Source organism: Salinibacterium sp. NK8237, from assembly GCF_015864955.1.
In the GTDB taxonomy this organism is placed as follows: domain Bacteria; phylum Actinomycetota; class Actinomycetes; order Actinomycetales; family Microbacteriaceae; genus Rhodoglobus.
This window is the reverse complement of sequence record NZ_JADYWE010000001.1, coordinates 1536712-1561474: the sequence shown is the minus strand read 5'-3', so window position 1 is coordinate 1561474 and position 24763 is coordinate 1536712. Positions and strand designations below refer to the sequence as shown.

Genomic DNA, 24763 nt, shown 5'->3' with positions numbered 1-24763 from the left:
AGCTACTCTTTGCCGCCGGGAGGGCCTGCGATGAGCAGCACGACGTAGAGCAGAATGACGGCGCCCGCGATGAGGGCCACCAAGATGTACGGGTGGTTCAAGAACCACCGCATTGTGCGGTCGATCCAGCCAGCATCACGCGGATGGTCGGATGCTTCCTTGCGCCAGTCGCCCCTGAGGCGACCCGAGCGTGCCAGCCACAGCTCCACCGGAATGGTCGCGTACGGAATCACCGCGCTACCGATGGTGAGAACGGCGGTGCCGACGCTCCAACGCTGGTTCACCGTCAACAACACGGCGGTGGCACCGTAGGCGAGGAAGACGAAACCGTGGATGGCCCCACCGATCGACACCGCGACATCCAGCCCCGCCGTAGCACGCAGGATGAGCCCCGTGATGAGCAGCGTCCACGTGACCGCTTCAGCAAATGCGAGAACGCGGAACAGTGACTTGGGGGTCGCAAACATGGAGCCGAGCTTTCAGTATTAGGCGTTGGCCATCAACGAGCTGATCGCGCTCGTGAAGAACGTGAGGCCGTCGGTGCCCGAACGCATCGCCGCGCGAGTGTCTGGACCAAAGCCCGGCTCGGTCGCGTGCTCGGGATGAGGCATCAGGCCAACAACGTTGCCGCGAGCATTCGAGATGCCAGCAATGTCATTCGCCGACCCGTTGGGGTTGACCTCGAGGTAGCGGAACACAACCTGGCCTTCACCCTCAAGGCGATCAAGAGTGTTCTGGTCGGCAATGTAGCCGCCCTCACCGTTCTTGAGCGGGATGATGATCTCTTCGTCTTCTTTGAAGCCGTTGCTCCAGGCCGTGTCGACGTTCTCGACGCGCAGCTTCTGGTCGCGGCACACAAAGTCACCGTGATCGTTGCGCACGAGGCCGCCGGGAAGAAGGTGCGACTCCACCAAAATCTGGAAACCGTTGCAAATACCGAGAACAGGCATTCCGGCGTTAGCGGCCGTGATGACTTCGCTCATGATGGGCGAGTGCGCTGCGATTGCGCCGGCACGGAGGTAGTCGCCGTAGCTGAACCCACCGGGCAGAACGATGGCATCCACGTTCTTGAGGTCGTGGTCGCCGTGCCACAGGGCTACTGGCTCGCCGCCACCCAACTTGACCGCACGCTGAGCGTCACGGTCGTCGAGCGAACCCGGGAAGGTGATGACTCCGACGCGCACTATGCGCCCTGAGCGTCGTCGGCACCGCGAGCCTCGCCGACATAAATAACATCTTCGATGACGGTGTTGGCGAGGAGATCGTTGGCGATCTCGCGGGCCTCAGCCAGTAGCTCGTCAGTGATCGGGCCCTCAACGGTGAGCTCAAAACGCTTACCGATGCGCACCGCGCTGAACTCGCTCTTGTCGAGACGGACGAGGGCGCCGGCTACGGCCTTACCCTGAGGATCGAGGATTTCAGCCTTAGGCATTACCTCGACGACAATAATTGGCACCGAATCACTCCATGATTTCGCGCGGGCGGATTGCACCAAGTCTAGCGGAGGGTAGCGATGGCGCGGGCCGGGCAAAGAACTCGCCGCTAGCCTCACACTGAAGTGAAACTAGCGGCGAGCTATCGCTGGTTAGACCTTGGTCTCGTCTACCAGTGCAGGGTGGAAGAGGCGCGGGCCACCACTAGCCTTCGCCGAGTCGTCGTACGCCGTTCCATTCGGCGACGAGACAATCTCCAACTGCATTCCCCACGGCGCCATGAAGTAGCACCACGTGAGCCCCAGGTTCGGGCCGTCGGTATAGCTGGTGGGCTCGCCGAGCACTTCGACGTTGTTCGACTTGAGATAGGCGATCGCCGCATCCATGTCGTCGACGTAGAAGGCCAAGTGGTGCCCGCCGATGTCGCTGTTCTTCGGCGGAACGGTCGCCTGATCGGGCGACTCATATTCGAAGACCTCAAGGTTGCTTCCGTTGCCCAAGCGCAAGTAACGGAACTCCTTAATTACTGAACGTGGATGCACGTGCAGGTGCTCATCCATCCAGTCCGTGTCGTCATTGCGAAAATCTGTTGCCGCCACGAACAGTGTCGTTGCGCCGAGGATTTCCTCAAAGAAGGTGCACGCTTCATTGATGTCTGGCACGGTGAAGCCGATGTGCTCCATACCGCGGATTCCGGGGATTGCCATGATTTTTCTCCTAGTACGTCGTTGTCGCTAGTTGGTTGGTGTTGGTTCGAACAGAGCGGCCATGGTGCTCACGATCATTCCGAACGACACCGCGCCGGGGTCGGCGTAGCCGAGCGATCGCTGAGCGAGCACGCGAGCTCGGCCAATCTTCGGCTCGAGCTGGGCCGTGGCTTCTGCTGCGATCGTCGCAGCCTTAGCCGCGATCGCCCACGCTTCCGCTGTCGACTTGCCATCTGCTGCTGCCGCTTCGAAGGCATCCGCGAACGGAACTTGTGCGCACACCATGGTCTTGTCGCCGACCTTGGCCCCACCCAATCGCTGGATGGATTCAATGAAGGCGCGGATGGCGCGGGCCTGTGCTGCGGCATCAATCGCCTCGTTGTCGCCAAGGGCGTTACCCGCGGCTGTAAGCGCTGCACCCCAGAGTGCTCCGGAGGCGCCGCCGGCGTTTTCGGACCAGCGCGAACCAGCTCCCACCAGAGTTGACTGGGCGCCAGCACCTTCTGCGGCGAGCCATTCGGCCGCCTCGGCGGCGGCGCGTGATCCACGTTCCATGCCAACGCCGTGGTCGCCGTCGCCGGCAATGGCATCGAGGTCGCCCAGCTCTTCCATCTTTTCCAGCAGCAGGGATTTGACCTGCGCCAAACCGCGAGCGATCTGCTGGGCTGCCGCCTGTGACTCGGCGCTTCCTGGAGCGCGGACAACAAGGCCTTCAGGCTCAGTGTTGAAGACGACATCGTCCGGAAGCAGAGGGTCAAGAAGCGGGCCGCGCTTGTAGGCGGGGGTGTTGCAGGGAGCGAAGTAGTAGGGCTCAATCGTGTCGTCGAGCCACGTCAGCGTCAGTGAAACTCCGCCCATGTCGAGAGAGGTCATGAACTCGCCCACTTCGCCTTCAACGATGTCGATTCCGGCAGCGTTCAAGTACTTCGTGACCGAGGTGTAGGTTACGAAGAGTTCTTCATACTTGGCCGAGCCGAGGCCGTTGAGGAGAACGGCGACGCGCGTGCCGGGGTTGTCGGGAACATCCTCCAAGAGCCGGTCGACGAGAAGCTTGGCCACCTCATCCGCTGTGCCGAGCTCGGTTTCGTAGATCCCCGGTTCGCCGTGAACGCCGAGACCCACGCCGATCGTTCCATCAGCGACCTCGAAGAGAGGGTGGCTCGCGCCGGGAAGCGTGCAGCCCGAGAACGCGACACCGAAGGTGCGCACGCGCTCATTGGCTCGGTTGAAAACCTCAAGAACCTCATCGATCGAGAGCCCGGCTTCGGCCGCGGCGGATGCCATCTTGAAGACAGGGAGGCCGCCCGTGATGCCGCGGCGCTTGTGGCGTTCGGTGATGGGGGCCGACGCTACGTCATCCGTCACCACTGCTTCGCGAGCATCGATGCCCTCGGCGCGCAATTGTTCTGCCGCTTGACCGAAGTGCAAAACGTCGCCGGCGTAGTTGAGAAAAGCGATGATGACACCGGCGCCCTGATCGACAGCTTTGGCGACGCTATACGCCTGTGATGCTGAGGGAGACGAGAAGATGTTTCCGGTGACGGCGCCATCGATGAGGCCGGTACCGACCCACCCCAGGAAGCCGGGGTAGTGGCCTGTTCCGCCACCGCTGATGATCACCACCTTGCCGGGTTTCGACTGGGTGGAGCGAACAACGCCACCGAATACTTCGCGGACATAGCGCGAATTCGCTTGGATAAATCCCTGCACTAACTCCTTGGGAAAGTCGGCCGGGTTGTTTACGAGACTGGTCATGGAAAACCTCCTGCTGGTGTGACGTCGTTGTCTAAGCTCCGCGATGAAGGAGCGGTTCTGCGAGTACTTTCTGGATGTGGGTGAGCTGCACTTCTCCGCGTGGTGCGATGGTGAACGGATCAGAAGCAATCTCGAGCTCAACGCCATCGGCGGTCGACCCGAGACAAGTGACGACGAGCGAAGCTCCGTCGAAGTTTTCGTCGTGAGTGAGAGTGCTCGTAGTCACGATCGTGCGCAGGTGCGCGGCGTTGGCCGCCCGCATCCCGTTCTCGCTGTCTTCGATGACAACGGCATCGTCGGCGCTGATTCCTAGCTCATCGAGCGCAAGCAAGTAGATGTCGGGGGAGGGTTTCTTGTTCGTGACGGCATCGCCGGCGAAGATGCGAAACGCCTTCGCTTGTTCGACGCCGACCGCGTGTTCGAGCACCGCGCGAACGGATGCTTCAGCCGAGGTTGATGCCATCGCCAGCGTCCAGCCAGCGGCGTGCGCTTCGGCAACGATGCGGGCGATTCCGGGGCGAGCGGGCATGAGCCCGTCGCTGACAAGGCGAGTGTAGATTTCCGTTTTGGTGCGGTGCCAGAGCGCAACGGTCTCGGCCCGGGCATCCTCGTCAATGCCTAGTTCGGCACCGACAGGATCGGAAAACAGGCTGGCAAGTCGTTCTTTGCCGCCGCCGATGCGCACCTTCTCGGCGTAGTCGTCAAGGCTCCACTGCACGGGAACCCCGAGCTGGGTGAACATCTCATTGAAGGCGCGCAGGTGGCCATCAACTTCGGTGTCGGCGAGCACTCCGTCGCAATCGAAAATGAGGGCGGGCATCTGACTACCAGGCCTTTCCGGCGGAGCCGAACTGGGTGGTGAGGTCAAGCACGAGGTCGACAACGTCAGCGGAGGTGCTGGCGAACAGCGACGGCGGGTCCCACTTGTTGGCGGCAGCCGCATCCTCCAGAAAAGCCAGGCTCGACTTCATGTAGATCTCTTTGAGGGCAGTCGAAATGTTGACCTTGGCGCAGCCGCGAGCGATCAGTTCGGTGAACTGTTCTGCCGAGAGTCCGCTGCCGCCATGAAGGGCGATCGGGATGGGGTGACGGGTCACAATTTCGGTGACGCGGTTGAAGTCGATAACCGGCTCAGAGAGGTAGGTTCCGTGCGCATTGCCGATGGAGGGGGCGAACACGTCGACGCCGGTGGCCTCAATAAAATCCAACGAAGCCTGAAGTGGATGCTGCGACGAGATGTCGTCGGAGCCGTGCCCGTCTTCGACGCCCGTGATGGCTTCGATCTCGCCCTCAACGCTCGCCCCATACTCGCGGGCTTCGCGTACTACTTCGATGGTCTGGCGCTGGTTTTCGGCCACGGGCATGGCGGAGGCATCGAAGTGCACCGAGTTCCAGCCCAACGTGAGGCAGGTGCTCAGCAGCTCTCGGTCGGGGCAGTGGTCGAGGTGCAGCGAGACCGGAACGGTGATTCCCGCTGTCATTGACTTCCACATGCTGGCAAGAATTTCGGGACCAATGCTGCGCACGGTCTTGACTGACGTCTGCACGATGAGTGGTGACGAGGCTTGAACGGCACCCCGGAGAACACTCTCCATGGTGAGGTCATTGAAGACGTTGATCGCCGGTACGCCGAATCGCTCCTCAAAGGCTCGGTCCACGATTTCTGAAACAGATACAACGCTCACTGCAACTCCCTTGTCTTAGCTGGCTTCACGCTATGCCTGACGGAGGGGGTGACGATATAAGGATTCTCCCTCCCTCCCGGTAGGGGAATCTCCTATGCCCCGGGTCAGCGGGGCGTGGTGCTAGCGAGCGGGATCCATGCTGACGAGCATGGTGCGGTTGCGGGCTCCTGTCTTGCGCAGGAGCGAGCCGACATGCTTTTCCACCGTTTTGGCGGAGATGCCGAGCGAGGTGGCGATCTGTTTGTCTGCCATGCCCAGCGCCACCATTTCGCGTACTTCGAGTTCGCGGGCAGTCAAGTGTTCGGCGTTGGGGTCTTGTTCGATGGTGTCCGTAAGGTGGTCGAACATGTCGCTCTCCATGAGCGTTTGACCCTGGCTGGCGGCGACGAGGATGCGGATGATCGTGTCTGCGCTCGACTTGCTGTTGATGTAGCCCCGAGCTCCTGCTGCCTTCGCGGCACGAATCTGTTCGACGCTGGGGTTGTCGGTGAGCACGACGATGGCAATCTCGGGAGCCTGCTCGCGAATGGCGGCAAGCGACCCGGCGCTGTCGTTGTGGATCATTTCGAGGTCGACGAGCAAGACATCCGGAGTGAAGACCCCGTAAGCATCGAGCAGTTGCGCGGTGGAGTCGACGACCGCAGCCACCTGAATCGAGGGCTCGTTGGTGTTGATGATGCGGATGAGGCCGGCATTGATAAGGGTTTGGTCGTTGGCGATGACGATCTTCCACTGCGGGCGGTCGATCCGGTCGGGCAGGGCGCTGCGGTCGGGGATGATCGCGTGCACTTTCGTGCCCCAACCAACGATGGGCTCGAGGATGAGTTCGCCGGAGAGGTGCAGGGCGCGGGAGGTCATGCCGTGCAGCCCAAGACAGCCGGAGGGCAGCGAGGAATGGTCACCGTGGGCTTCGGCAAGGTCGAACCCACGACCGTTGTCTTCGATGAGCACTTCGGAGCGGCCCTCGCTGTACACCAAACCGACTCGCACGGTGGATGCTCGGGCGTGCGAGACCACGTTGCTGAGGGCTTCTTGGGCGATCTTGAAGAGTTGGTGCTCGACTTCGGGACCAGTGTCGCGTTCGGTGCCGATGACGGTGAGCTGCGTTTGGGCGGCCGTCATTGATTCGACCCAGGCCAGTTCCGCTTGAAGCGCTGCTTGCAGACTTCTGCCCTCGAGGGATGCCGGTCCCAAGCCCTGCGCGGTGCGGCGGGTTTCGGCCAGGGTGTCGTGCGCGATCGTACGCACGGCATGGATATGTGGGGTCGCCGGGCTCTGGCTGTCGAGGCTCGAGCTGACGTCGTCGAGTCGCTGAAGTAGTTCGCCGAGCGAACGGCCGATAGTTTCGTGCACTTCGCGTACGGCGCGTTCGCGCTCGGAGGCGATCGCACTTTCGCGTTCCCGTTCGGATGCCTTGGCGTGGAGTTCGGCGTTGGCAAGCGCGATTGCGGCGTGGTTGGCAAAGACCTCGGCGATCTTGGCGTCGTCTTTCGTGAAGACACGGTCGCGGTCTGCCGCGAAGATGACACACGTGCCGACGATCTTGTCTTCCCAGAAAATGGGGACGCCGATGACGGCGCAATCCCAGCGTGGATCTTCCGAAGAAATGTGGCTCGATCCCACGGTGGAGTAGGTCGAGAACATCACGGTGGTGCGGGCGCGAACGACACGACCCGTCACGCCTTCCGCGAGAGAGAAGGTTTGCCCTTCTTGGCATCCCACTCCAAAGTCAATTTGCTTGGTGTAGGTGCCGCGCGACTCATCGACAAGCGAAATGGAGCCGGAATCGCAGCCGAGCAACGAGGTCGCGTGCCCCAAGATTCTTTCGAGCAGTGGGGCGAGCTCGAAGCGCCCGGCCAGGTCGCGGGCGAGGGTCGAGACCGTCGACATGGGCGTCTCAATGGCGCGCACGATCGAGCGTTCGGGAACAGCAGAAAGAATTCGGGTTTCACTTCGCATTGTTCACAGTCCTCCTTGACTGCACCAAACACTAGATCATTTGCATATATGTGCGCACTCGTGAGGGAACCTTAAGTGCTTCACGTAGGGGCTTCCCTACCCGTGGCCTAGGGGAAGTCCTTATTTTGAGCCAGCATGGGGGTGGGTAGCGTTGCACCACAGACACTCTGACTCAGCGTTGAGAACTCACTGTTGAATTCTTGAACGGCCCAGGGCGAAACCGAACGAGGGATCGATGCCTAGTACCAAGAACCTATTGCCCGCCTCGCCGTGGGTCGAAATTCGAACCACACGCAAGGACTGGGACGCAGCGGACCCAGCACTGCTGGGAAACATGATTGCGCAAGCGCATCTGATCCGCGCCTTTGAAGAAACCGTGCTTGATCTTGCCGGACAGAAACTTGTAAATGGGCCGGCCCACTCCAGCATCGGTCAAGAGGGCGGAGCCGTCGGTTCAATCATCGCGCTGCAGCAGGCAGACCAGATTAACGGCTCGCACCGCGGGCACCACCAGTTCCTCTCGAAGGCCTTTGGCTTCGTAGCTCCCGACGGGCTCGATCCTCAAGCCGAGTTCTCCGACGACGTGCAAACCATTCTCGAACGGGCGCTCGCCGAAATCTGTGGTCTCGCCTCCGGTTACTGCGGAGGCCGCGGTGGCTCGATGCACCTCCAGTGGAAAGAAGCTGGCGCACTCGGCACGAACGCGATCGTCGGTGGCGCTGTGCCCTTTGCCGCCGGATTCGCCTGGGCTGGCAAGCACTCAGACACGGATGCTGTCTCTGTCACCTACTTCGGTGACGGCGCCATGAACATCGGCTCCGTTCTCGAAACGCTCAACCTCGCCTCAGCGTGGGACCTGCCGGTGTGCTTCTTCGTGGAGAACAACCAGTACGCGGTCTCGACGACGGTCGAAGAGTCAACAGGGGAGCCGCGTCTCTCCGCTCGCGCTCTCGGTTTCAATATCCCCAGCTGGCAAGTTGACGGTATGGACCCGCTCGCCGTTCACCTCGCGATGGAACAGGCGGTCGCCCATATGCGCGCCGGTGGCGGGCCGACCATGATCGAAGCGAACGTCTACCGCTACTTCCACCAGAACGGTCCGATCGCTGGCAGCGCGTTCGGCTACCGCGAGAAGACTGAAGAGCAAGAGTGGCGCGAACGCGACCCGCTCAAGATGCTCGAAGCTAACCTAATCCGTCGCAAGATCATGACCGAGGAGGAGATTAGCCAACTGCGGGCCCGTGCCAAGAAGGCCATGAGCGTCGCTTCATCGTCGCTGCTCGAGCCCAACCCGGCTGGCGGCGGAACACAGCGCATCCGCCCCGAACTCTGGCCAGACCCGGCCACCATCAACGAAGGCATTCGCAGCGACCTCGCTGAGCTCGACTCGAGCGACTACAAAGAAGCCGCCGACTTCGAAGGCAAGACAGAGTCGCGCAAATTCGTCGACGTCGTCGCCGACGTCATGGCGCGACGCATGGACCAGAACCCGGCCATCGTGGTGCTCGGCGAAGATGTGCACAAGCTCAACGGTGGACCGCGCGGTGCAACCCGCGGCCTCAAGCAACTCTTTCCCGACCGCGTGCTCGGCACCCCCATCAGCGAGGCAGCTTTCACCGGACTCGCCGGAGGCCTTGCCCTCGACGGTCGGTACGTTCCTGTCGTGGAACTCATGTATGCCGACTTCCTCTGGGTTGCCGCCGACCAAGTCTTCAACCAGATCGGCAAAGCGCGCCACATGTTCGGCGGCAAGCACGACATGAACCTCGTCATGCGCATCAAGGTGGGCACGCGAACCGGGTACGGATCACAGCACTCCATGGATCCGGCTGGTGCGATGGCATCGTCGGTCGGCTGGCGGATCGCCGCGCCATCCACGCCCCTGGACTACATCGGAATGATGAACACAGCGTTGGCCTGCAACGACCCGGTGGCGATGCTCGAACACGATGCCGATCTGTACAAGACCTTCGGCGACATCCCCGTTGACGACCTCGACTTCCGCATCCCGATTGGCTCTGCCGCGATTCGCCGTGAAGGTGCAGAAGTGACCGTGCTGACGTACCTGTCGATGGTGCAAGAGTCGCTGGATGCCGCCGACAAGTCGGGAGTCGACGCTGAAGTTGTCGACCTCCGCTGGCTTGACCCCGCGAGCATCGACTGGGCGACGATCGGCGAGAGCATCAAGAAAACCAACCGCGTCATGATCGTCGAGCAAGGCTCCCGCGGAACCTCCTACGGCGCCTGGCTGAGCGACGAAATTCAGCGCCGCTACTTTGACTGGTTGGATGCCCCAATCGAACGAGTCACTGGCTCAGAATCGTCACCGAGCATCAGCCGCATCCTCGAAGCTGCCGCGCTCGCCAACGTCGATGATGTTGCCGCCAGCATGCGGCAGATCGTCGGGCTGACGAATAGTGACGCGAGCCCAGAGGGGGCCAACTAATGGCTAGCATTTTTCGCATGCCGGGTATCTCCGCCGATGCTGAGGAAGCAACACTCCTCGAGTGGGGAATCGCGGCTGGCGCCACGATCAAGCCGGGCGATGTTCTCGCCACGGTCGAGACAGACAAGGCCAACGTCGACATCGAGGCGGATTCCGACGGTGTTGTGATGCAACTCATGGCCGAAGCCGGGGACTCCGTCGCTATCGGTGCACCCATCGCCATCCTGCTCGATCCGGGTGAAGACGGCAGCGATCCGGCTGCGGTTCTCAGTGGGCTTGGGCTCGCTGCGGCCGCGGCTCCAGCGCCCGCTGCCGAAGCAGCGCCCGAAGCGAGCGCTCAGCCAGCGGCGGCTCCCGCGCCGACGAACGACGCCATCGCCCCCGACGAAACTGATCGAGGAACGCGACTCTTCGCGTCCCCTCTCGCTCGTCGTCTTGCCGTTGAACACGGGGTCGAAATCTCTGCGCTCTCCGGCAGTGGGCCCGAGGGCCGCATTGTGCGAGCGGATGTCGAGCGAGCCATCGCGAGCAGTCCGGCTGTGGCATCCGCAACTCCGCCCCCGGTCGCGCCGCCCGTGGCAGCAGCGCCAGCCACGCCGAAAGCACCACAGTCAGCGAGCGATGGCGGTGTGGATGTTCCGCACACGGCTATGCGTAGAGCGATCGCTTCGGCTCTGTCGGCGAGCAAGCAAACGGTGCCGCACTTTTACCTGACGGTGACGTGTCGCGTTGACGCGTTGCTCGACCTGCGAGAGCGCATCAACACGAGCTCTGCGGTGCGCGTATCGATCAATGACTTCTTCGTGAAAGCGACGGCGTTGACCTTGCGAGCGGTTCCAGAAATGAATGTCAACTGGACGCCGACAGCGGTAAAACACCTCGATTCTGTGGATGTCGCCGTGGCTATCCAGGGCGAGCGTGGGCTGTTTACGCCCCTCATTCGTGACGCAGACGCGAAGTCGCTGACTGAGATCTCATCGAGCGTTCGTGACCTCGCGCAACGCGCCAACGACGGAACCCTCAAGCAACACGAACTTGTCGGCGGCTCCTTCGCAGTCTCGAACCTGGGCAAGTACGGGGTCGAAAGCTTCTCGGCGATCATCAACCCGCCACAAGTGGGCATTGTTGCTGTCGCCGGCGTAGTGAGAGCTCCCCTTGTTGACGGCGACGAGATTGTCATCGGCAATACCGTCACGGTCACCGTCTCGGTTGACCATCGACCAGTGGATGGTGTGCTCGCCGCCCAATGGCTGGCCCGCTTCAAGGAATACATCGAGAACCCACTCTCAATGCTGGTCTAACCGGCACCAACATCACCCTCAGCACTCGGCACCCCGAGCGTGACGCACTGTCGTCATGCTCGGGGTGTTTCTTTCTGTCTACCCGTAGCGCGACGTAGGGGGTTCCCTACCGGCGTATAGGGAAAGCCCCAATATTCCCCGCTAGCCCACTCTCATAGCTTGGAAACAACCAGCAGTCGGTTCAGCACAACGTTCAAAGGAGAACACGCATGAAGCTCGCACGCAGCAGGTTTATCGGAGGCGCTGTTACGGCGCTCGCCCTATCAGGGCTCGTCGCCGGATGTGGCACCGTCGATTCCGGCGGATCAAGCGCCGGTGGTGAAGACGGCGACAAGTTCCGCATCGTCACCGTCTCAAAGGTGGAAGGTATCACCTGGTTCCAGCGCATGAGCGAAGGCGTTGACATGTTCAACGACGCCAACAGCGACGAAGTTGAGGCCTACCAGACGGGGCCAGCAGAGGGCGATCCCGCGCTTCAGGTTCAGATTGTTGAAGACCTTATCGCTCAGAACGTCGATGCCATCATCGTCGTTCCTAACGACCCCATCGGTATCGGACCCGTGCTCGAACGTGCCCGTGAGGCAGGCATCGTCGTCGGCGTAACGGAGGCTACACAGCTCGTCGGCACCGAATCCATCGACTTCGACATTGAGTCATTCGACAACGCCGACTTCGGTGTTGGCTTCGCTAAGGGACTGGCTGAGGCCATGGACGGCGAGGGCGAATACGTCACGAGCGTGGGAAACCTCACCAGTGAGTCGCACTTGCTGTGGCTCGAAGCGGCAAACAACTATATCGCCGAAAACTATCCAGACATGGTGTTGGTCGAAGAAACACCCTACGAGAACAACAACGACGACCAGCAGGGTCGCGAACTCGCAGACGAACTGCTGAGCACCTACCCGAACCTCAAGGGTTACCTCACCACGACACCGTCCGGTGGTTCGGGAATGGCCTTGGCCCTTCGCGACAAGGGACGCACGGATGTTGCAAACGTGTCCCTCACGTTGCCATCGGTTGCCGGTCCTGACCTCGAAGACGGCTACATGGACTTCGGTCAGGGTTGGGACCCGGCCGGCTGGGGTTGGGCACTGAACTCGGTAGCTCTCTCGATCCTCAAGGGCGAGACCGTTGCCACTGGCGATGACCTTGCTTGGGAACTTGGCGGCTATGAGTCGATCGTCGTTGACGGCCAACTCATCTTGGGCAATGACATCCAGCCCTATGTTCCTGGACAGTTCTCAGACGGAAACTACCCCTTCTAGGTCTACGGATTAACGGGTTGGGGAACGCCACCCGGCGTTCCCCAACCTCACCGAACCGTGGCACGACCGTAAGTAAACGGAGACCTGCAATGACTGAATCACCCATTCTCTCCGCGCGAGGCTTAGCGAAGTCTTTCGGGGGAGTCCAAGCCCTTCACGACATTGACTTTGAAGTCGGAGTGGGCGAGATCCGCTGTTTGGCGGGCGAGAACGGCTCCGGTAAGTCCACGTTCGTCAAGATCATCTCGGGCGTCAACACTGCCGATCACGGCACCATCACCATCGCTGGTGAAGAGATGACCAGCATGAATCCGCGAGAGGCTAGCGCCGCCGGGATCCAGGTCATTTACCAAGACCTTTCACTGTTCGGGCACCTATCGGTCGCCGAGAACATTGCGATCAACCGCATGATGCACGACGGTTCACGCTTCGTGAATCGCACCACGATGCGAGAGATTGCTCAACAACAACTCACTCGAGTCGGTGTCGACCTCCCGCTCGATGCTCCCGTGTCTTCGCTTTCGGTGGCCAACAAACAGATTGTCGCTATCTGCCGGGCGCTCTCGATGGATGCCCGCATCATGTTCATGGATGAGCCAACGACCGCTCTCACCGGCCGCGAAGTGCAGCGGCTCCTCTCGATCATTTTGGACCTCAAAGAGCGCGGCCTCTCCACGGTGTTCATTAGCCACAAGCTTGACGAAGTCTTCTCGGTCGCTGACAGCATCACCATCTTTCGGGATGGCGCCAAGGTCGGCGACTTCGAAGTAAGCGAGCTTGACGAGCTCAGTCTGAGCCGGCACATGACCGGTCGCGATGTGACCTACAACCGTTACCACCGTGAACAGACCGACGACGCTCCCATCCTTGAGGTCAGCAAGCTCAGCCGCAAGGGCAACTACAGCGACGTTGACCTCAGCATTCGCCCCGGCGACATCGTTGGCCTTACCGGTCTGCTGGGTTCGGGACGCACTGAGCTCGCCCTCTCCTTGTTTGGCCTCAACAAGCCAGACTCCGGCACTATTGCGATGCGCGGCAAGCAAGTGGATGTTTCGGCCCCCTGGGTCGCGATGAAACACGGAATCGCGCTCCTCCCCGAAGACCGTCTCAGCCAAGGGCTCTTTCCCGCGCAATCAGTCGCGGTGAATGCGTCGGCCACGATGCTCGACCAGATCGTGAACAAGATCGGAATGCTCAGTAGGCCGCTCGAAAAGGCTCTTGCTGAGATGGTGGTGCGCGAGTTGCAGGTCAACAATCGTGATGTCTCAACTCCGGTCATCCACTTATCTGGTGGAAACCAGCAAAAAGTTGCCATCGGCAAGTGGATCAAACGCAATCCGTCGATCTTCATCTTGGATAGCCCGACGGTCGGTATCGACATCGGGTCGAAGTCGGAGATCTACGAACAGATTCATCGTCTCGCCGAAGGCGGCATGGGGGTGCTGTTCATTTCGGACGAACCAGAAGAGATTGTGGCGAACTGCAACCGTGTAGTCGTGATGCACGCCGGGGCAGTTGATGCACGGTTCGACGAAGAGGATGTTGCCGCTGCGGGCTTCAAAGAGCAGCTGATTCATGCAATTAGTGCGCCACGCCACGCCAGCGACGTCGTCATCACCGATGAAACCGTGACGGATTCCACAGGGCAGAACAAGGGGCTGAACAATGATGCGTAACGTGACCACCCGGGTTCTCAACCGGAAGATGACCCCGATGGAGAAGTTCCTCCTCGCGATCATGGCGATCTACATTCTGGTCGTCGCGTCTCAAAGCCCGAAGTTCTTCTCGCTCGAGACTGCCTTCGATCTGGCCCGCAATGGGTCGGGCGCGATGATCCTCGCCTTGGGCTGCCTTATCGTTTTGATCTCGGGCGGACTGGATGTCTCATTCGCCGCGATTGCGATCGTAGGCGGTTACTCGTCCGTACTGCTGTCGCGGGCACTCGGCGTGGACAATCTCTTGTTCATCATTACTGTCGCGGTCATCATCGGCGCATTGCTGGGGTCGATTAATGCGCTCATCATCCATTTTTTCCAACTCTCGACGCTGATAGCGACGCTGGGTACGGCGAGTGTGTTTCACGGCACGATGGTGATTCTGCTCGGCGCGAAGACCTTTACGCGGGCGGATGTTCCCCAGTCGATGCTCGATTTCGGTGCCTTCTCGATCTTCACGATCAAAGAGGAGAACTCGCAATACGGTCTGACCATTTTCTTCCCGATCGTGGTCGCGGTTGGGGTGCTCACGTGGTTCCTGCTGTACCGCACGATGATCGGCCGTTCGGTGTTTGCTGTAGGTAGCGATCCTGAATCCGCATCGCGCATCGGCATCAACATTCTGCGCACGCGGCTATTCGTCTACATGTATGTCGGAGCGCTCTCTGGACTGATGGGAATCATCTACTTCAGCGGCCTGGCCTACATCAACCCGGCAGCCTTGGTCGGCACCGAACTCGCAGTGATCGCCGCGGTTGTGATCGGTGGGGCAAAACTCACCGGTGGCGAAGGCACCATCCTCGGCACCGTTCTGGGAGTTGTGCTGTGGCAGCTCTTCCAAAACACCCTCGTCCACCTCGGATTGAGTTCGTCGTTCAACGACCTGTTCTTCGGAGCGGTGTTGGTATTCATGCTCGGTTTCATCTACCTCAGACAGCGTCAAGCCAATAAGCGCGCGCTTGTCTTCACATCGAACTAGGGAGCGATTCTGATGAATAAGGTATTCAAATTCCTCGGTCGTGACCGGGACCTTTCGATTCTCGGGTTAGTGACCACTGCGGTCATCGTGGTGCTGTACCTCATGCTCGGTTCGCGCTTGTTCTCTCTCGGCGGCCTTCAGTCGATGTCGATTCAAGTAAGCGAGTTCGGCTTCCTCGCTCTGGCGATGGGGCTCGCGATGCTGATCGCGGGAATCGATCTTTCTGTCGTCGCCGCAGCCGGCCTGTCGGGGGTGATGGCGGCGCTCACCATGAGCGGGAAGTTCATTCCGATAACGCCCGAGAATGAGTCCCAGATCATTGTGCTCGGTGTCACTGTCGCATTGGTGACGGGGCTGCTCACCGGTTTGCTCAACGGGTTCATCATCGCCAAACTCTCTGTGCCGCCGATCTTGGCGACCTTGGGCACCATGATCTTGTACACGGGTATCGGAACGGCGATCACCTCGGGCTCGAGCGTCTCGCTGCAGGTGCCCAGTTTCGCGAAACTCGCGACCTCGACAGTCGGACCATTGCCCATGGTGTTCGTCATGCTGCTCGCGGCATTCATCGTCGTGAGCCTCATCTTGACCCGCACTCGTTTTGGTCGAAAGGTCTATCTATTCGGCGAGAACGAGGTTGCCGCTCGCTTCTCGGGCATCAAGTCAGAACGAGTAATCTTGATGACCTATGCCATGATCGGCATCCTTGTGGGCCTCGCAGCCATCGTGATCATCGCGCGAGCTAACTCGATGCGTGTTGGCTTCGGGGAGTCCTATCTCTTGCAAGCGATTCTTGTGGTGGTGCTCGCCGGGTTCAACCCGCTTGGCGGAAAGGGCCGCGTGCTGAACCTGGGCATTGCGCTCGTGCTCCTGCAGGTCATCTCTACCTCGATGACAGCGTTCGCGTTTTCGCCGTACGCCAAGAACATCGTCTGGGGCGGCATCCTGATCGCTGTGATGGGTATGAACCACTACTTGCGGGCGGGAGCGCCGCGATCCCGTCGCACGGAGCCACCAACCGAAACCGTTGCGATCGCGCTGGAACAGTCGCGGCGTTAGAGCATGCCGACGAGGGATGAACGGGAGAAAAATATGAACGGGCTAAGAATTGTTATCGGCTGCGACGAAGCAGGCTTTGACTACAAGGAACAACTGCGGGCCGATCTTCTGGCTAACCCGGCGGTCGCTACCGTCACCGATGTCGGCATAAGCGCAGGGCAGGTGACGCCATACCCGAGCATCGCTGTCGCGGCAGCCGAGTTGGTGGCGTCGGGAGATGCTGACCGGGCTTTGCTCGTGTGCGGCACCGGTCTGGGAATGGCGATTGCCGCCAACAAGGTTCCCGGGATTCGCGCCGTTACGGCGCACGACAGCTATTCGGTAGAGCGCGCTGTATTGAGCAACAATGCTCAAATCTTGGCGATGGGGCAACGTGTTGTTGGCCTTGAACTGGCGCGCCGACTAGCAAGAGAATGGCTCGAGTACACCTTTGATGTCTCCAGCGCCTCCGCTGAGAAGGTCAAAGTAATTGATGAATACGAGTCGAGAGATCGAGGGCAGACTGATGAATGACCACCATGCGGTGATCGTCGGAGTCGGGCTCAAGATGTACATGAGTCATCGAGACACGATGGAGTGGATCAACCTCGTTCGCGGCATCGCAAAGAGTCACCCCGCAGTCACCGCCGGAGTCGTGGAGCTGTTCGTTTTGCCATCGTTCACCTCCATCATCCCTGCACATTTTGCCCTGCGCGACACCCGCGTCGCGATCGGCGCGCAAGATCTGTTTTGGCACGATCGGGGCGCTTACACGGGCGAAGTCAGCGGTAGAGATCTCGCGGAGATCGGCTGCACGCTGGTGGAGGTCGGTCATGCCGAGCGGCGGCGCATTTTCGGTGAAACCGAAGATATTGTCAGCCAAAAAATGTTGGCGGCTTTTCGCAACGGTCTTACTCCTGTGCTGTGTGTTGGCGAGCCGGCGCTCGTGCCGAGTGCGGATGCTGCGACCGAATGCATTCGTCAGTTGCGGTCAGCTCTCGACGCCAGCAGGGCGGAAAACACCATTGGCCATGTCATTGTTGCGTACGAGCCGCAGTGGGCAATCGGAGCGCCCGAACCGGCATCCGCTGGCTACATCAGAGAAGTTGTTGGCCTCATTCGCCAAGAAATCGACAACGACTCCGCCCTTCGAGGAAGTCGGGTAATTTACGGTGGAAGTGCCGGCCCCAAGCAACTCGAAGCGCTCCGCGGCGCGGTTGACGGGCTCTTTCTCGGACGAAGTGCGCACGACGCGTCAGCCTTGAAACACGTGCTCGATGAGGCCTGGCACCTGATCGACTAATACTCGGCCCGCGCCTGCGCCAGACTGTACCCATGGACATTGACCGCGCAGTGCAATCCCGCATCGTAAGAACTCTTGTTGCGGGCCAAGTGCTTGCCGGGTTGGGCCTCGGAGCGACCGTGGCGGTCGGCGCGATTCTGGCTGCTGAGCTGGGCGGCGAGACGCTCTCGGGCGCGGCAGCAACATCCAGCACCTTGGGCGCAGCGCTTGTGTCGATTCCGCTTGCTCGGCTTGCCGCGCGCTGGGGTCGCCGCCCGGCACTCGCGCTCGGTGCTGGCGTTGCGGCCGGTGGCTCGCTCATCACCGTGATCGCGGTGGGCGTTGCGTTTTTCCCGCTTCTCATTCTTGGTTTTGCGATGCTCGGCGTCGGCACGGCGGTTGGTCTCCAGGCGCGCTTTGCGGCGACGGATGTTGCGGCTCCGGCACATCGTGGCCGTGACCTCTCCCTCGTGGTGTGGTCCACCACGATTGGTGCTGTTGCTGGCCCGAACCTCGTCGGCCCGGGGGAGGCGATCGCTCAGTGGTTGTCGCTGCCGACGAACACAGGGTCGTTTGTGTTCGCGATTGTGGCGCAGCTCGCAGCGATGATGCTGTACATCGTGGCGCTGCGACCCGATCCGCTCACTCTTGCCCGCAACCGTCCGGCGGATGCCGCTGTTGCGGCGGATGCCGGAATCGTGCGCGGTCGTGGCCCGTTGGTCTTCGCCATTGCTGCCATCGCGATCAGCCATGCGGTGATGGTCTCGATCATGGCGATGACGCCCGTGCACTTGAGCCACCACGGAGCGAGCCTCACGATCATCGGCTTCACCATCAGCCTGCACATTGCCGGCATGTACGCGCTTTCCCCGGTCTTTGGGTGGGCGAGTGACCGTTTCGGTCGCATCCCGACGATCCTTATCGGGCAGGGGTTCTTTGCGGCATCCGTAGTGGTCGTTGCCTTGGGCGAGCTCAGCAACACGGCAGTCACCGTCGGACTCGTGTTGCTTGGCCTCGGCTGGAGTGCATCAACCGTTGCTGGCTCCGCACTTGTTGCTGACCTCGCGACCGGCAAAACGAAGCTGCGCATTCAGGGTCGAAGCGACACGATCATGAGTCTCGCTGGCGCGCTCGGTGGAGGATTCGCTGGGCCCATCCTCGCGCAGGTTGGCTACGCCGGGCTTGCGTGGGGTGCCGGAATTCTGGTGCTCATTGTTGCGGTAGCCGCCCTCGTGGTGTGGCGGAGCGCCGCCGTGGCAGCAGCCGAAAAAGTGTTGCTCGACGACGCACCAGCGGTCGCGCCATAACAAAGGCCTCTCCGCGCAGTGAGCAGAGAGGCCTCATCAGTTATTCGCGAGGTAGCGGTTACTGCTGGAGTGCAGCCTGAAGGTCGAAGGTGAGGGTCACGTCTTCGCCGAGAAGCACGCCGCCGGTTTCGAGGGCTGCGTTGTAGTTCACACCGAAGTCGGTGCGGTTGATCACAGTGCTCGCGCTTGCTGCCGCAATGGTCTGGCCGTAGGGGTTCTGCGCGATGCCGCCGAACTCTCCCTTCAGCGTGACAGGCTTCGTGACGCCACGAAGGGTGAGGTCACCCTCGATGGTGAGGTCATCGCCGTCTATGGCGACAGAGGTTGACGTGAACGTGGCGGTCGGAAACTCTTCAACGTTAAAGAAGTCGTTGGTGCGCAGGTGACCGTCACGGTCAGCCTGATTGGTGTTGATCGTCGCCATGTCGATCTCTGCCGTCACCGAGTTCTCGGCGGGCGTTTCGGAAGTGACGATCGTGCCTGAGAAACCATCGAAGGTTCCGCGAACCTTGCTGATCATGAGGTGCTTGACGGTGAACGCAACCGTCGAGTGGGCGGCATCAATCTGCCACGTGCCGGTGGTGAAACTGGGGTGTTCAACGAGAGAAGTAGTCATGTAAATCGGCAACTCTCGGCGGGGCTGATGCATTCCGCGAATGCGGGTCTGTTCGCTGGGAGCGTTACTCAGCAATCATCGAGCCCACCCACAGCATCCGCCTCACAATTGACGAGCGACAGTGGGTAGGCTCGCACTATGGACACCACGGGACTCGACGAATTTCTTGAGCAGAACGACTTCTCGGGCACGGTCCTGATCAAGCGGGGCAACGCCACAATTTACGAAGCTGTCGCCGGCAAGGCCAGCCAGCGCTGGGATGTGCTGAATACGCCAGATACGCGCTTCGACTCGAGCTCGATCACCAAACTTTTCACGAGCGTTGCTGCGCTGCAGCAGGTGTCGAAGAATGATCTCGACCTCGAGACATCCATCCACCACTATGTTGACTTGGCCGACACCGAAATCGACCCGGCCGTGACGCTGTTGCACGTTCTCACCCACACGAGCGGTATCGCGGATGACGTGGACGAGGAGGAGGGCGAAAGCTACGCCGACCTCTGGGCAGAGTTCCCGACCTACACAATTCTTGAGCCCGCCGACCAGCTCCCCACCTTTGTGAATAAGGAGCCACTGGCCGAGCCTGGCGTCGAGTGCGTGTACACCAACGCCGGTTACGTGCTCGCGGGCCTTGCGCTCGAAAAGGTCACCAAAACCGACTATCGCCAGTACATTTTCGACGAGGTCTTCACGCCGGCCGGCATGGTTGATTCGGGGTTCTACGACCGTCGGGATGCCGCCCCTCGCGTTGCCGAAGGCTGGGACTATATCGACGGCCGTTGGGTTGCCAATATCTTTAGCGCCCCGCCCATTGGCCTGCCCGATAGCGGAGCCCACGTCACCGCCGCCGACCTCGTGCGCTTCATTCAGGCGGTGCGCAACGGCGACCTTCTCGACACCGAATTCACAGAAGAGTTCCTCACCCCACAGGTGCAGTATGACGAAGAGACGTGGTACGGCTTCGGTCTAGAGTTCGACATGAACGAAGACGGCACCGTGCGCAGCTACTTCGCCGACGGTGTGAGCCCCGGCGCCTCCGGAATCGTGCGCCACTACCTCGAGAATGGTCTCGACATTGTGGTGCTCTCGAACTCTGAAGAGGGCGCCTGGCCGGTCATCCGCGAAATCGACGAACGCCTCGGCGGGTAGCTCCTCCCGCTTGCACGCTAAGGCGCGGTGCTCACGCGAATCGTGTTGGTCCACGGGTCATCGAAACTGAGGGTCTTGCCATCGTTACGCAGTTGGATGCCGTGGTGCGACATCCGTTCGCCAAGCGCTCCGAGGTCGTCGGCGCTCGGCACCGCGATGTCGACTTGGGCAAGCCCGAGGGCGGGTAGCCGCGGACCAGCGCCGCTGGAGTTCCAGGTGTTCATGGCCATGTGGTGGTGGTAGCCGCCGGCGCTGACAAAGACGGCGCTTCCGGGGATTTCGGTGGTCGCTTCGAAGCCGAGCTGGTTGACGTAGAACTCGCGCGCGGTGGCGACGTCACCCACTTGCAGGTGCACGTGGCCGACGCGGGCGCCACCGATCACGGGCTGCTCGATGGCAGCCTCGGTGAGGTTCTCTTGCAAGAAGCCATTGGGGTCGAGAAAGAGGGTCGCCATTTCGACGGCGCCGTGGGTCCAACTCCACTGGGTGCGGTCGCGATCCCAGTACAACTCGACGCCGTTGCCTTCGGGGTCGGTGAAGTAGAAGGCTTTGCTGACGAGATGGTCGGCGCTACCCGTGAACGTCTTCGGGTAGCGAGTGGCAACCGAATAAACGGATGCCGCCAGCGCTTCTTCGGTGTCGAACAGAATCGCGGTGTGGAACAGCCCGGCGTCGCGAGGGCTCGCGTGCTTGAGCGCGGGCGAATGCTTAAGAATGACCACGGGCGTGGTGCCGCGACCGAGAACGACCGTGTCAGAAGACTCGCTCAGCACGGTCAGGGCCACGGCATCCCGGTAGTACGCGGTGAGCGCGTCAAGGTTCGCGACGCTGAGCGTGACGGCGCCCATGGCGGTGTCGGCGGCGAGTAGGTCGGTCACGCCTGCTGCAACCTCGTTCTCGCCGGCATTATTCCGCGACGAGCGCCTGCGAGGGCGCCTATCGGTGGCATTTCGCCCTTTCGTTAGCCTGTAATTACATGTTACATTGGCTTGTAATAACACGTTCGTAAAGCCGCAACGTTGAAGACCAAGCGACAGAGTCGTCGAGGAGACCGAATGTCCGATTATTATTCGCAACCGCTAATGCCGTTCGCGATCACTTTCGACCAGGAGAAGCTGGCCCTGACCCCAGAAGGCCCCACGCTAACGCGCCGAATGTCAGACCTTGAGGGGCTGTTTCTCGACGGTGATAGCTGGAAGGCCGCAGCTCAGGGCGACAACCCTGTTGTGTACTCCGTGGTTTCGTCGCCCGTGCCGGAACTCGACCGCGAACTGCCGCAATCCATCACGACGATCCAGCCGGGCAACACTGGTGGTGAGCTATGGATGACGAAGGGCCATCAGCACCCTAACCATCAGGGTGAGATCTACTTGGGGCTCAAGGGCACCGGTGGTCTTCTGATGTTCGATGGAGAGCGTACCGAGTGGATCGATATGGTTCCCGGAACCATCGGGTATATCCCACCGGGATGGGCTCACCGTTCGATCAACGTCGGCGCGGACCCGTATTCGTTCCTTGCCGTCTACCCTGGCGGCGCCGGTCACGACTATGGCTGGGTGCTGGAGCACGGCATGGGCAAGCGAGCGTTCACTGCTGATAGCGGAGTAGACCTTCGCCCCTACGAAGGCTAAGTATTATGCTCATCGCGCACGATCTCGGAACGAGCGGAAACAAGGCGTCGTTGCACACTGACCAAGGGCGGCTGATCGCTTCAGTCACGGTGTCGTACGGTGCACATTTTGCCGCGGGCGGCGTGGCTGAGCAAGATCCCGACGACTGGTGGAGCGCCGTTGTGGAGGCTACGCGCACGCTGCTCGACGAGTCGAAAGTTGACCCGTCCGCGGTCGAAGGTCTTGTCGTCAGCGGTCAGATGATGGGGGCGGTTCTGCTGGATTCCGCGTACGAGCCCGTGCGCCCTGCCATCATTTGGGCAGATACCCGCAGTGCCAAGCAAGCGGCCCGGCTCGGAGATATTCTCGGCCGAGAGTACGCATACTCGCTTCTTGGTCATCGACTCGACCCCACTTACTCCGTTGAGAAAGTGATGTGGGTGCGAGACGAAGAGCCAGACATCTTCTCCCGGGTCCGTCACGTTGCTCAGGCGAAGGACTACGTGGTTCATCGGCTTACCGGTCGGCTAGCGACAGACCGTTCCGATGCTTCTGGCACCAATGCTTACGATCAAAAAGCCGGAACCTGGTCGAGTGAAGTGCTCGACGCCGCCGGTCTCGACCGCGCCCTGTTCCCGCAAATTCTGGAGTCGACCGATGTTGTTGGCCCCGTTACCGCAGCAGCCGCTGAGCTTCTGGGGCTGCCACGCTCAGCGCGGGTCGTCATGGGGGGTGGCGACGGACCCATTGCTGCGGTGGGAGCAGCGGTTGTTGCACCAGAGGACGGTGCCTATGTGAGTTTGGGAACGTCGTCGTGGATTTCCTTTGCGAGCGCGACTCCGGTGCACGATCCGGCGATGAGTACCTTCACCTTTGACCATGTTGTCCCGTCGATGTACGTGCCGACCGCCACCATGCAAGCAGGTGGCGCCTCCATCGCGTGGATCAACGAAGTGCTCTCTCCTGACCCGGCACGCCCCGATGTTGCCGGGCTTATCGCCGACAGCGACGGCGTTCGAGACGACACTGCTGGCCTCTACTTTCTCCCGTATCTTCTCGGCGAGCGGTCACCCTGGTGGAACGCCGATGCCCGTGCCGCGTTCATCGGCCTCAGCCGCCATCACGGTCGCGCGCATCTCACTCGTGCAGTTCTCGAGGGTGTCGCCTTTAACCTCTTTAGTTGTATTCAGGCCTTCCGCGCTGCAGGGGCGAACTTGGACAATATCGATGCGATTGGTGGTGCCGCGGCAAGTGACAGCGTTTTGCAACTCTTGGCAGACGTGTGGGGCGTTCCCGTGCGCCGCCGCACCGTCGTCGGAGAGGCGAACAGCCTCGGTGCTGCCGTAACGGGAGCGGTGGGGCTGGGGCTTGCCGAGTTCAGCGCCGCGCGCGATCTGAGCGAGGTCGTCGCAGAGTTCGTGCCGACCGCCGACCGCCACGGCGAGTACGTTCGCCGCCATGCAGAGTTCGTGGATGCCTATCAGGCGCTTGAGCCGTGGTTCGCCAAGGGGAGTCGCTGATGGCCACCGTGCTCGTAACCAGTCGCTCGTTCTCCGGGGGCGCTATCGATCTTGTGGCGCGGCTAGAAGACGCTGGCCACACCGTTGTTCGAGGGCCGGCCGGCCACGATCTCAGTGAGCTTGCTCCGCTGCTGGCTAACGCGAGTGCGTGGATTGCGGGAACCGGACCGGTGGCTGCTGAGCATCTCTCGGCGGCATCCGCTCTCCAGATCGTGGCGCGCTACGGTGTCGGTTTCGAGGCTGTTGACGTGGATGCGGCCAATGACGCTGGTGTGGTCGTCACCAACACTCCGGGTGCCAACTCCGATGCCGTTGCTGACCACGCTGTCGGCTTGGCCCTTGCGGCCCTGAGGCACACGGTGGATGGCGACCGACGCGTTCGAACAGGTGACTGGGCTGTACGCCGAGGGCGGGAGTTGGGTGCCGCTACTGTCGGAATCATCGGGTTCGGTCGAATAGGGCAAGGCGTTGCGCGACGCCTTTCTGGTTTCGGGTCACCGGTGATTGCTGTTGATCCTTTCCTTACTCCTGAGCAGATAACGGCCTTGGGCGCGACCGCGGGCGACGTCATGTCCGTTGCCGCCGACTGCGATGTGGTGTCGCTGCATGCGCCAGGTGGGCGAGTCATCATCGACGAAGAATGGTTGGCTCACGCTCGCCCAGGGATGGTGCTCGTCAACACTGCTCGCCCCGACCTCATCGACGAGATTGCGCTCGCCGGGGCACTGCGCGATGGCCGAATTGGCGCGTACGCCGCCGACACTCTCAATGGCGATGCAGCAGGATCACGAGACTCTCCATTGTTGACGGATGACATTTGCGATCGCGTCATCATCACTCCCCACCTCGGTGCGCAAACAGTAGAAGCCGTAGATGGCATGGGATCACTCGCTGTCGACGACGTCATCGCCGTTTTGGCTGGACGCCCCGCTGCACGCCCCGTTCCGACGTCAGCGATCAAGGCCAGCGCTCCCTCAATCTCACACTCCTAATTCT

The 24763-nt window shown here is 61.0% G+C and carries 23 protein-coding genes; 13 read left to right on the top strand and 10 right to left on the bottom strand.

Features of this window, described 5'->3' with window-relative positions:
• Positions 1–2: 2 nt before the first annotated feature.
• The 8 genes from I6E56_RS07585 to I6E56_RS07550 all read right to left on the bottom strand — a co-directional run bounded on the left by I6E56_RS07585 (position 3) and on the right by I6E56_RS07550 (position 7539).
• Complete coding sequence (locus I6E56_RS07585) at positions 3–467, bottom strand: DUF3817 domain-containing protein (RefSeq protein ID WP_197137100.1); 465 nt, start codon at positions 465–467, stop codon at positions 3–5.
• Positions 468–485: 18 nt separating this feature from the next.
• Positions 486–1184 (bottom strand): phosphoribosylformylglycinamidine synthase subunit PurQ, encoded by a 699-nt coding sequence (gene purQ, locus I6E56_RS07580; protein WP_197122852.1) that lies wholly within the window; start codon positions 1182–1184, stop codon positions 486–488.
• Positions 1184–1456, bottom strand: coding sequence for a phosphoribosylformylglycinamidine synthase subunit PurS (gene purS / locus I6E56_RS07575; RefSeq protein WP_197106662.1), 273 nt, complete (start codon positions 1454–1456; stop codon positions 1184–1186). Before purS ends, purQ begins: the two co-directional genes overlap by 1 nt.
• A 129-nt stretch (positions 1457–1585) precedes the next feature.
• A complete protein-coding gene (locus tag I6E56_RS07570; RefSeq protein ID WP_197137098.1) occupies positions 1586–2140 on the bottom strand; it encodes a VOC family protein in 555 nt (184 codons plus the stop codon).
• 27 nt (positions 2141–2167) lie between these two features.
• The gene (locus I6E56_RS07565; protein WP_197137096.1) at positions 2168–3895 is read right to left on the bottom strand and encodes a dihydroxyacetone kinase family protein; all 1728 of its coding nucleotides are present in this window, start codon (positions 3893–3895) and stop codon (positions 2168–2170) included.
• A gap of 31 nt (positions 3896–3926) precedes the next feature.
• Positions 3927–4715, bottom strand: coding sequence for an HAD-IA family hydrolase (locus I6E56_RS07560; protein WP_197137094.1), 789 nt, complete (start codon positions 4713–4715; stop codon positions 3927–3929).
• A gap of 4 nt (positions 4716–4719) precedes the next feature.
• On the bottom strand, positions 4720–5580 hold the full coding sequence (locus I6E56_RS07555) for a class II fructose-bisphosphate aldolase (protein ID WP_197137092.1): 861 nt from the start codon (positions 5578–5580) through the stop codon (positions 4720–4722).
• A 120-nt stretch (positions 5581–5700) separates the two neighbouring features.
• Positions 5701–7539, bottom strand: coding sequence for a LuxR C-terminal-related transcriptional regulator (locus tag I6E56_RS07550; RefSeq protein ID WP_197137090.1), 1839 nt, complete (start codon positions 7537–7539; stop codon positions 5701–5703).
• A gap of 235 nt (positions 7540–7774) precedes the next feature.
• Here I6E56_RS07550 and I6E56_RS07545 point away from each other — a divergent pair, with 235 nt between their 5' ends.
• The 9 genes from I6E56_RS07545 to I6E56_RS07505 all read left to right on the top strand — a co-directional run bounded on the left by I6E56_RS07545 (position 7775) and on the right by I6E56_RS07505 (position 18872).
• Positions 7775–9985 (top strand): thiamine pyrophosphate-dependent enzyme, encoded by a 2211-nt coding sequence (locus I6E56_RS07545; protein ID WP_197137088.1) that lies wholly within the window; start codon positions 7775–7777, stop codon positions 9983–9985.
• Positions 9985–11286, top strand: a complete 1302-nt coding sequence (locus I6E56_RS07540) for a dihydrolipoamide acetyltransferase family protein (protein ID WP_197137086.1) — start codon at positions 9985–9987, stop codon at positions 11284–11286. The genes I6E56_RS07545 and I6E56_RS07540 overlap by 1 nt, the downstream gene beginning before the upstream one ends.
• 209 nt (positions 11287–11495) lie before the next feature.
• Positions 11496–12551, top strand: coding sequence for a substrate-binding domain-containing protein (locus tag I6E56_RS07535; protein ID WP_197137085.1), 1056 nt, complete (start codon positions 11496–11498; stop codon positions 12549–12551).
• 89 nt (positions 12552–12640) lie between these two features.
• Positions 12641–14227, top strand: a complete 1587-nt coding sequence (locus I6E56_RS07530; RefSeq protein WP_197137084.1) for a sugar ABC transporter ATP-binding protein — start codon at positions 12641–12643, stop codon at positions 14225–14227.
• 1 nt (position 14228) lies between these two features.
• Positions 14229–15245 (top strand): ABC transporter permease, encoded by a 1017-nt coding sequence (locus I6E56_RS07525; RefSeq protein WP_197137083.1) that lies wholly within the window; start codon positions 14229–14231, stop codon positions 15243–15245.
• Between the two features lie 12 nt (positions 15246–15257).
• Positions 15258–16304, top strand: a complete 1047-nt coding sequence (locus tag I6E56_RS07520) for an ABC transporter permease (RefSeq protein ID WP_197137082.1) — start codon at positions 15258–15260, stop codon at positions 16302–16304.
• 33 nt (positions 16305–16337) lie between these two features.
• Positions 16338–16817: a ribose-5-phosphate isomerase gene (locus I6E56_RS07515; protein ID WP_197137081.1), complete on the top strand. Its 480-nt coding sequence runs from the start codon at positions 16338–16340 to the stop codon at positions 16815–16817.
• Positions 16810–17586 carry a triose-phosphate isomerase family protein gene (locus I6E56_RS07510; RefSeq protein WP_197137080.1) on the top strand — a complete coding sequence of 259 codons (777 nt, stop codon included), beginning with the start codon at positions 16810–16812 and terminating at the stop codon, positions 17584–17586. Before I6E56_RS07515 ends, I6E56_RS07510 begins: the two co-directional genes overlap by 8 nt.
• Positions 17587–17618: 32 nt before the next feature.
• Positions 17619–18872: an MFS transporter gene (locus tag I6E56_RS07505; RefSeq protein WP_231606277.1), complete on the top strand. Its 1254-nt coding sequence runs from the start codon at positions 17619–17621 to the stop codon at positions 18870–18872.
• A 58-nt stretch (positions 18873–18930) separates the two neighbouring features.
• Here the strand turns inward: I6E56_RS07505 and I6E56_RS07500 are convergent, their stop codons facing one another.
• Positions 18931–19488: a YceI family protein gene (locus tag I6E56_RS07500; RefSeq protein ID WP_197137078.1), complete on the bottom strand. Its 558-nt coding sequence runs from the start codon at positions 19486–19488 to the stop codon at positions 18931–18933.
• 138 nt (positions 19489–19626) lie between these two features.
• Here I6E56_RS07500 and I6E56_RS07495 point away from each other — a divergent pair, with 138 nt between their 5' ends.
• Positions 19627–20637 carry a serine hydrolase gene (locus I6E56_RS07495; protein WP_197137077.1) on the top strand — a complete coding sequence of 337 codons (1011 nt, stop codon included), beginning with the start codon at positions 19627–19629 and terminating at the stop codon, positions 20635–20637.
• Positions 20638–20654: 17 nt separating this feature from the next.
• On the opposite strand, the gene I6E56_RS07490 is transcribed toward I6E56_RS07495, so the two are convergent.
• Positions 20655–21485: a VOC family protein gene (locus I6E56_RS07490; RefSeq protein ID WP_197138202.1), complete on the bottom strand. Its 831-nt coding sequence runs from the start codon at positions 21483–21485 to the stop codon at positions 20655–20657.
• Between the two features lie 207 nt (positions 21486–21692).
• Between I6E56_RS07490 and I6E56_RS07485 the strand changes: the two genes are divergently transcribed.
• From I6E56_RS07485 to I6E56_RS07475, 3 genes are read left to right on the top strand one after another with little or no spacing between them, the layout of a single operon-like run.
• Positions 21693–22268 carry a glucose-6-phosphate isomerase family protein gene (locus I6E56_RS07485; RefSeq protein WP_197137076.1) on the top strand — a complete coding sequence of 192 codons (576 nt, stop codon included), beginning with the start codon at positions 21693–21695 and terminating at the stop codon, positions 22266–22268.
• 5 nt (positions 22269–22273) lie between these two features.
• Complete coding sequence (gene xylB, locus I6E56_RS07480; protein WP_197137075.1) at positions 22274–23767, top strand: xylulokinase; 1494 nt, start codon at positions 22274–22276, stop codon at positions 23765–23767.
• Positions 23767–24759 carry an NAD(P)-dependent oxidoreductase gene (locus tag I6E56_RS07475; protein WP_231606276.1) on the top strand — a complete coding sequence of 331 codons (993 nt, stop codon included), beginning with the start codon at positions 23767–23769 and terminating at the stop codon, positions 24757–24759. The genes xylB and I6E56_RS07475 overlap by 1 nt, the downstream gene beginning before the upstream one ends.
• Positions 24760–24763 lie beyond the last annotated feature (4 nt).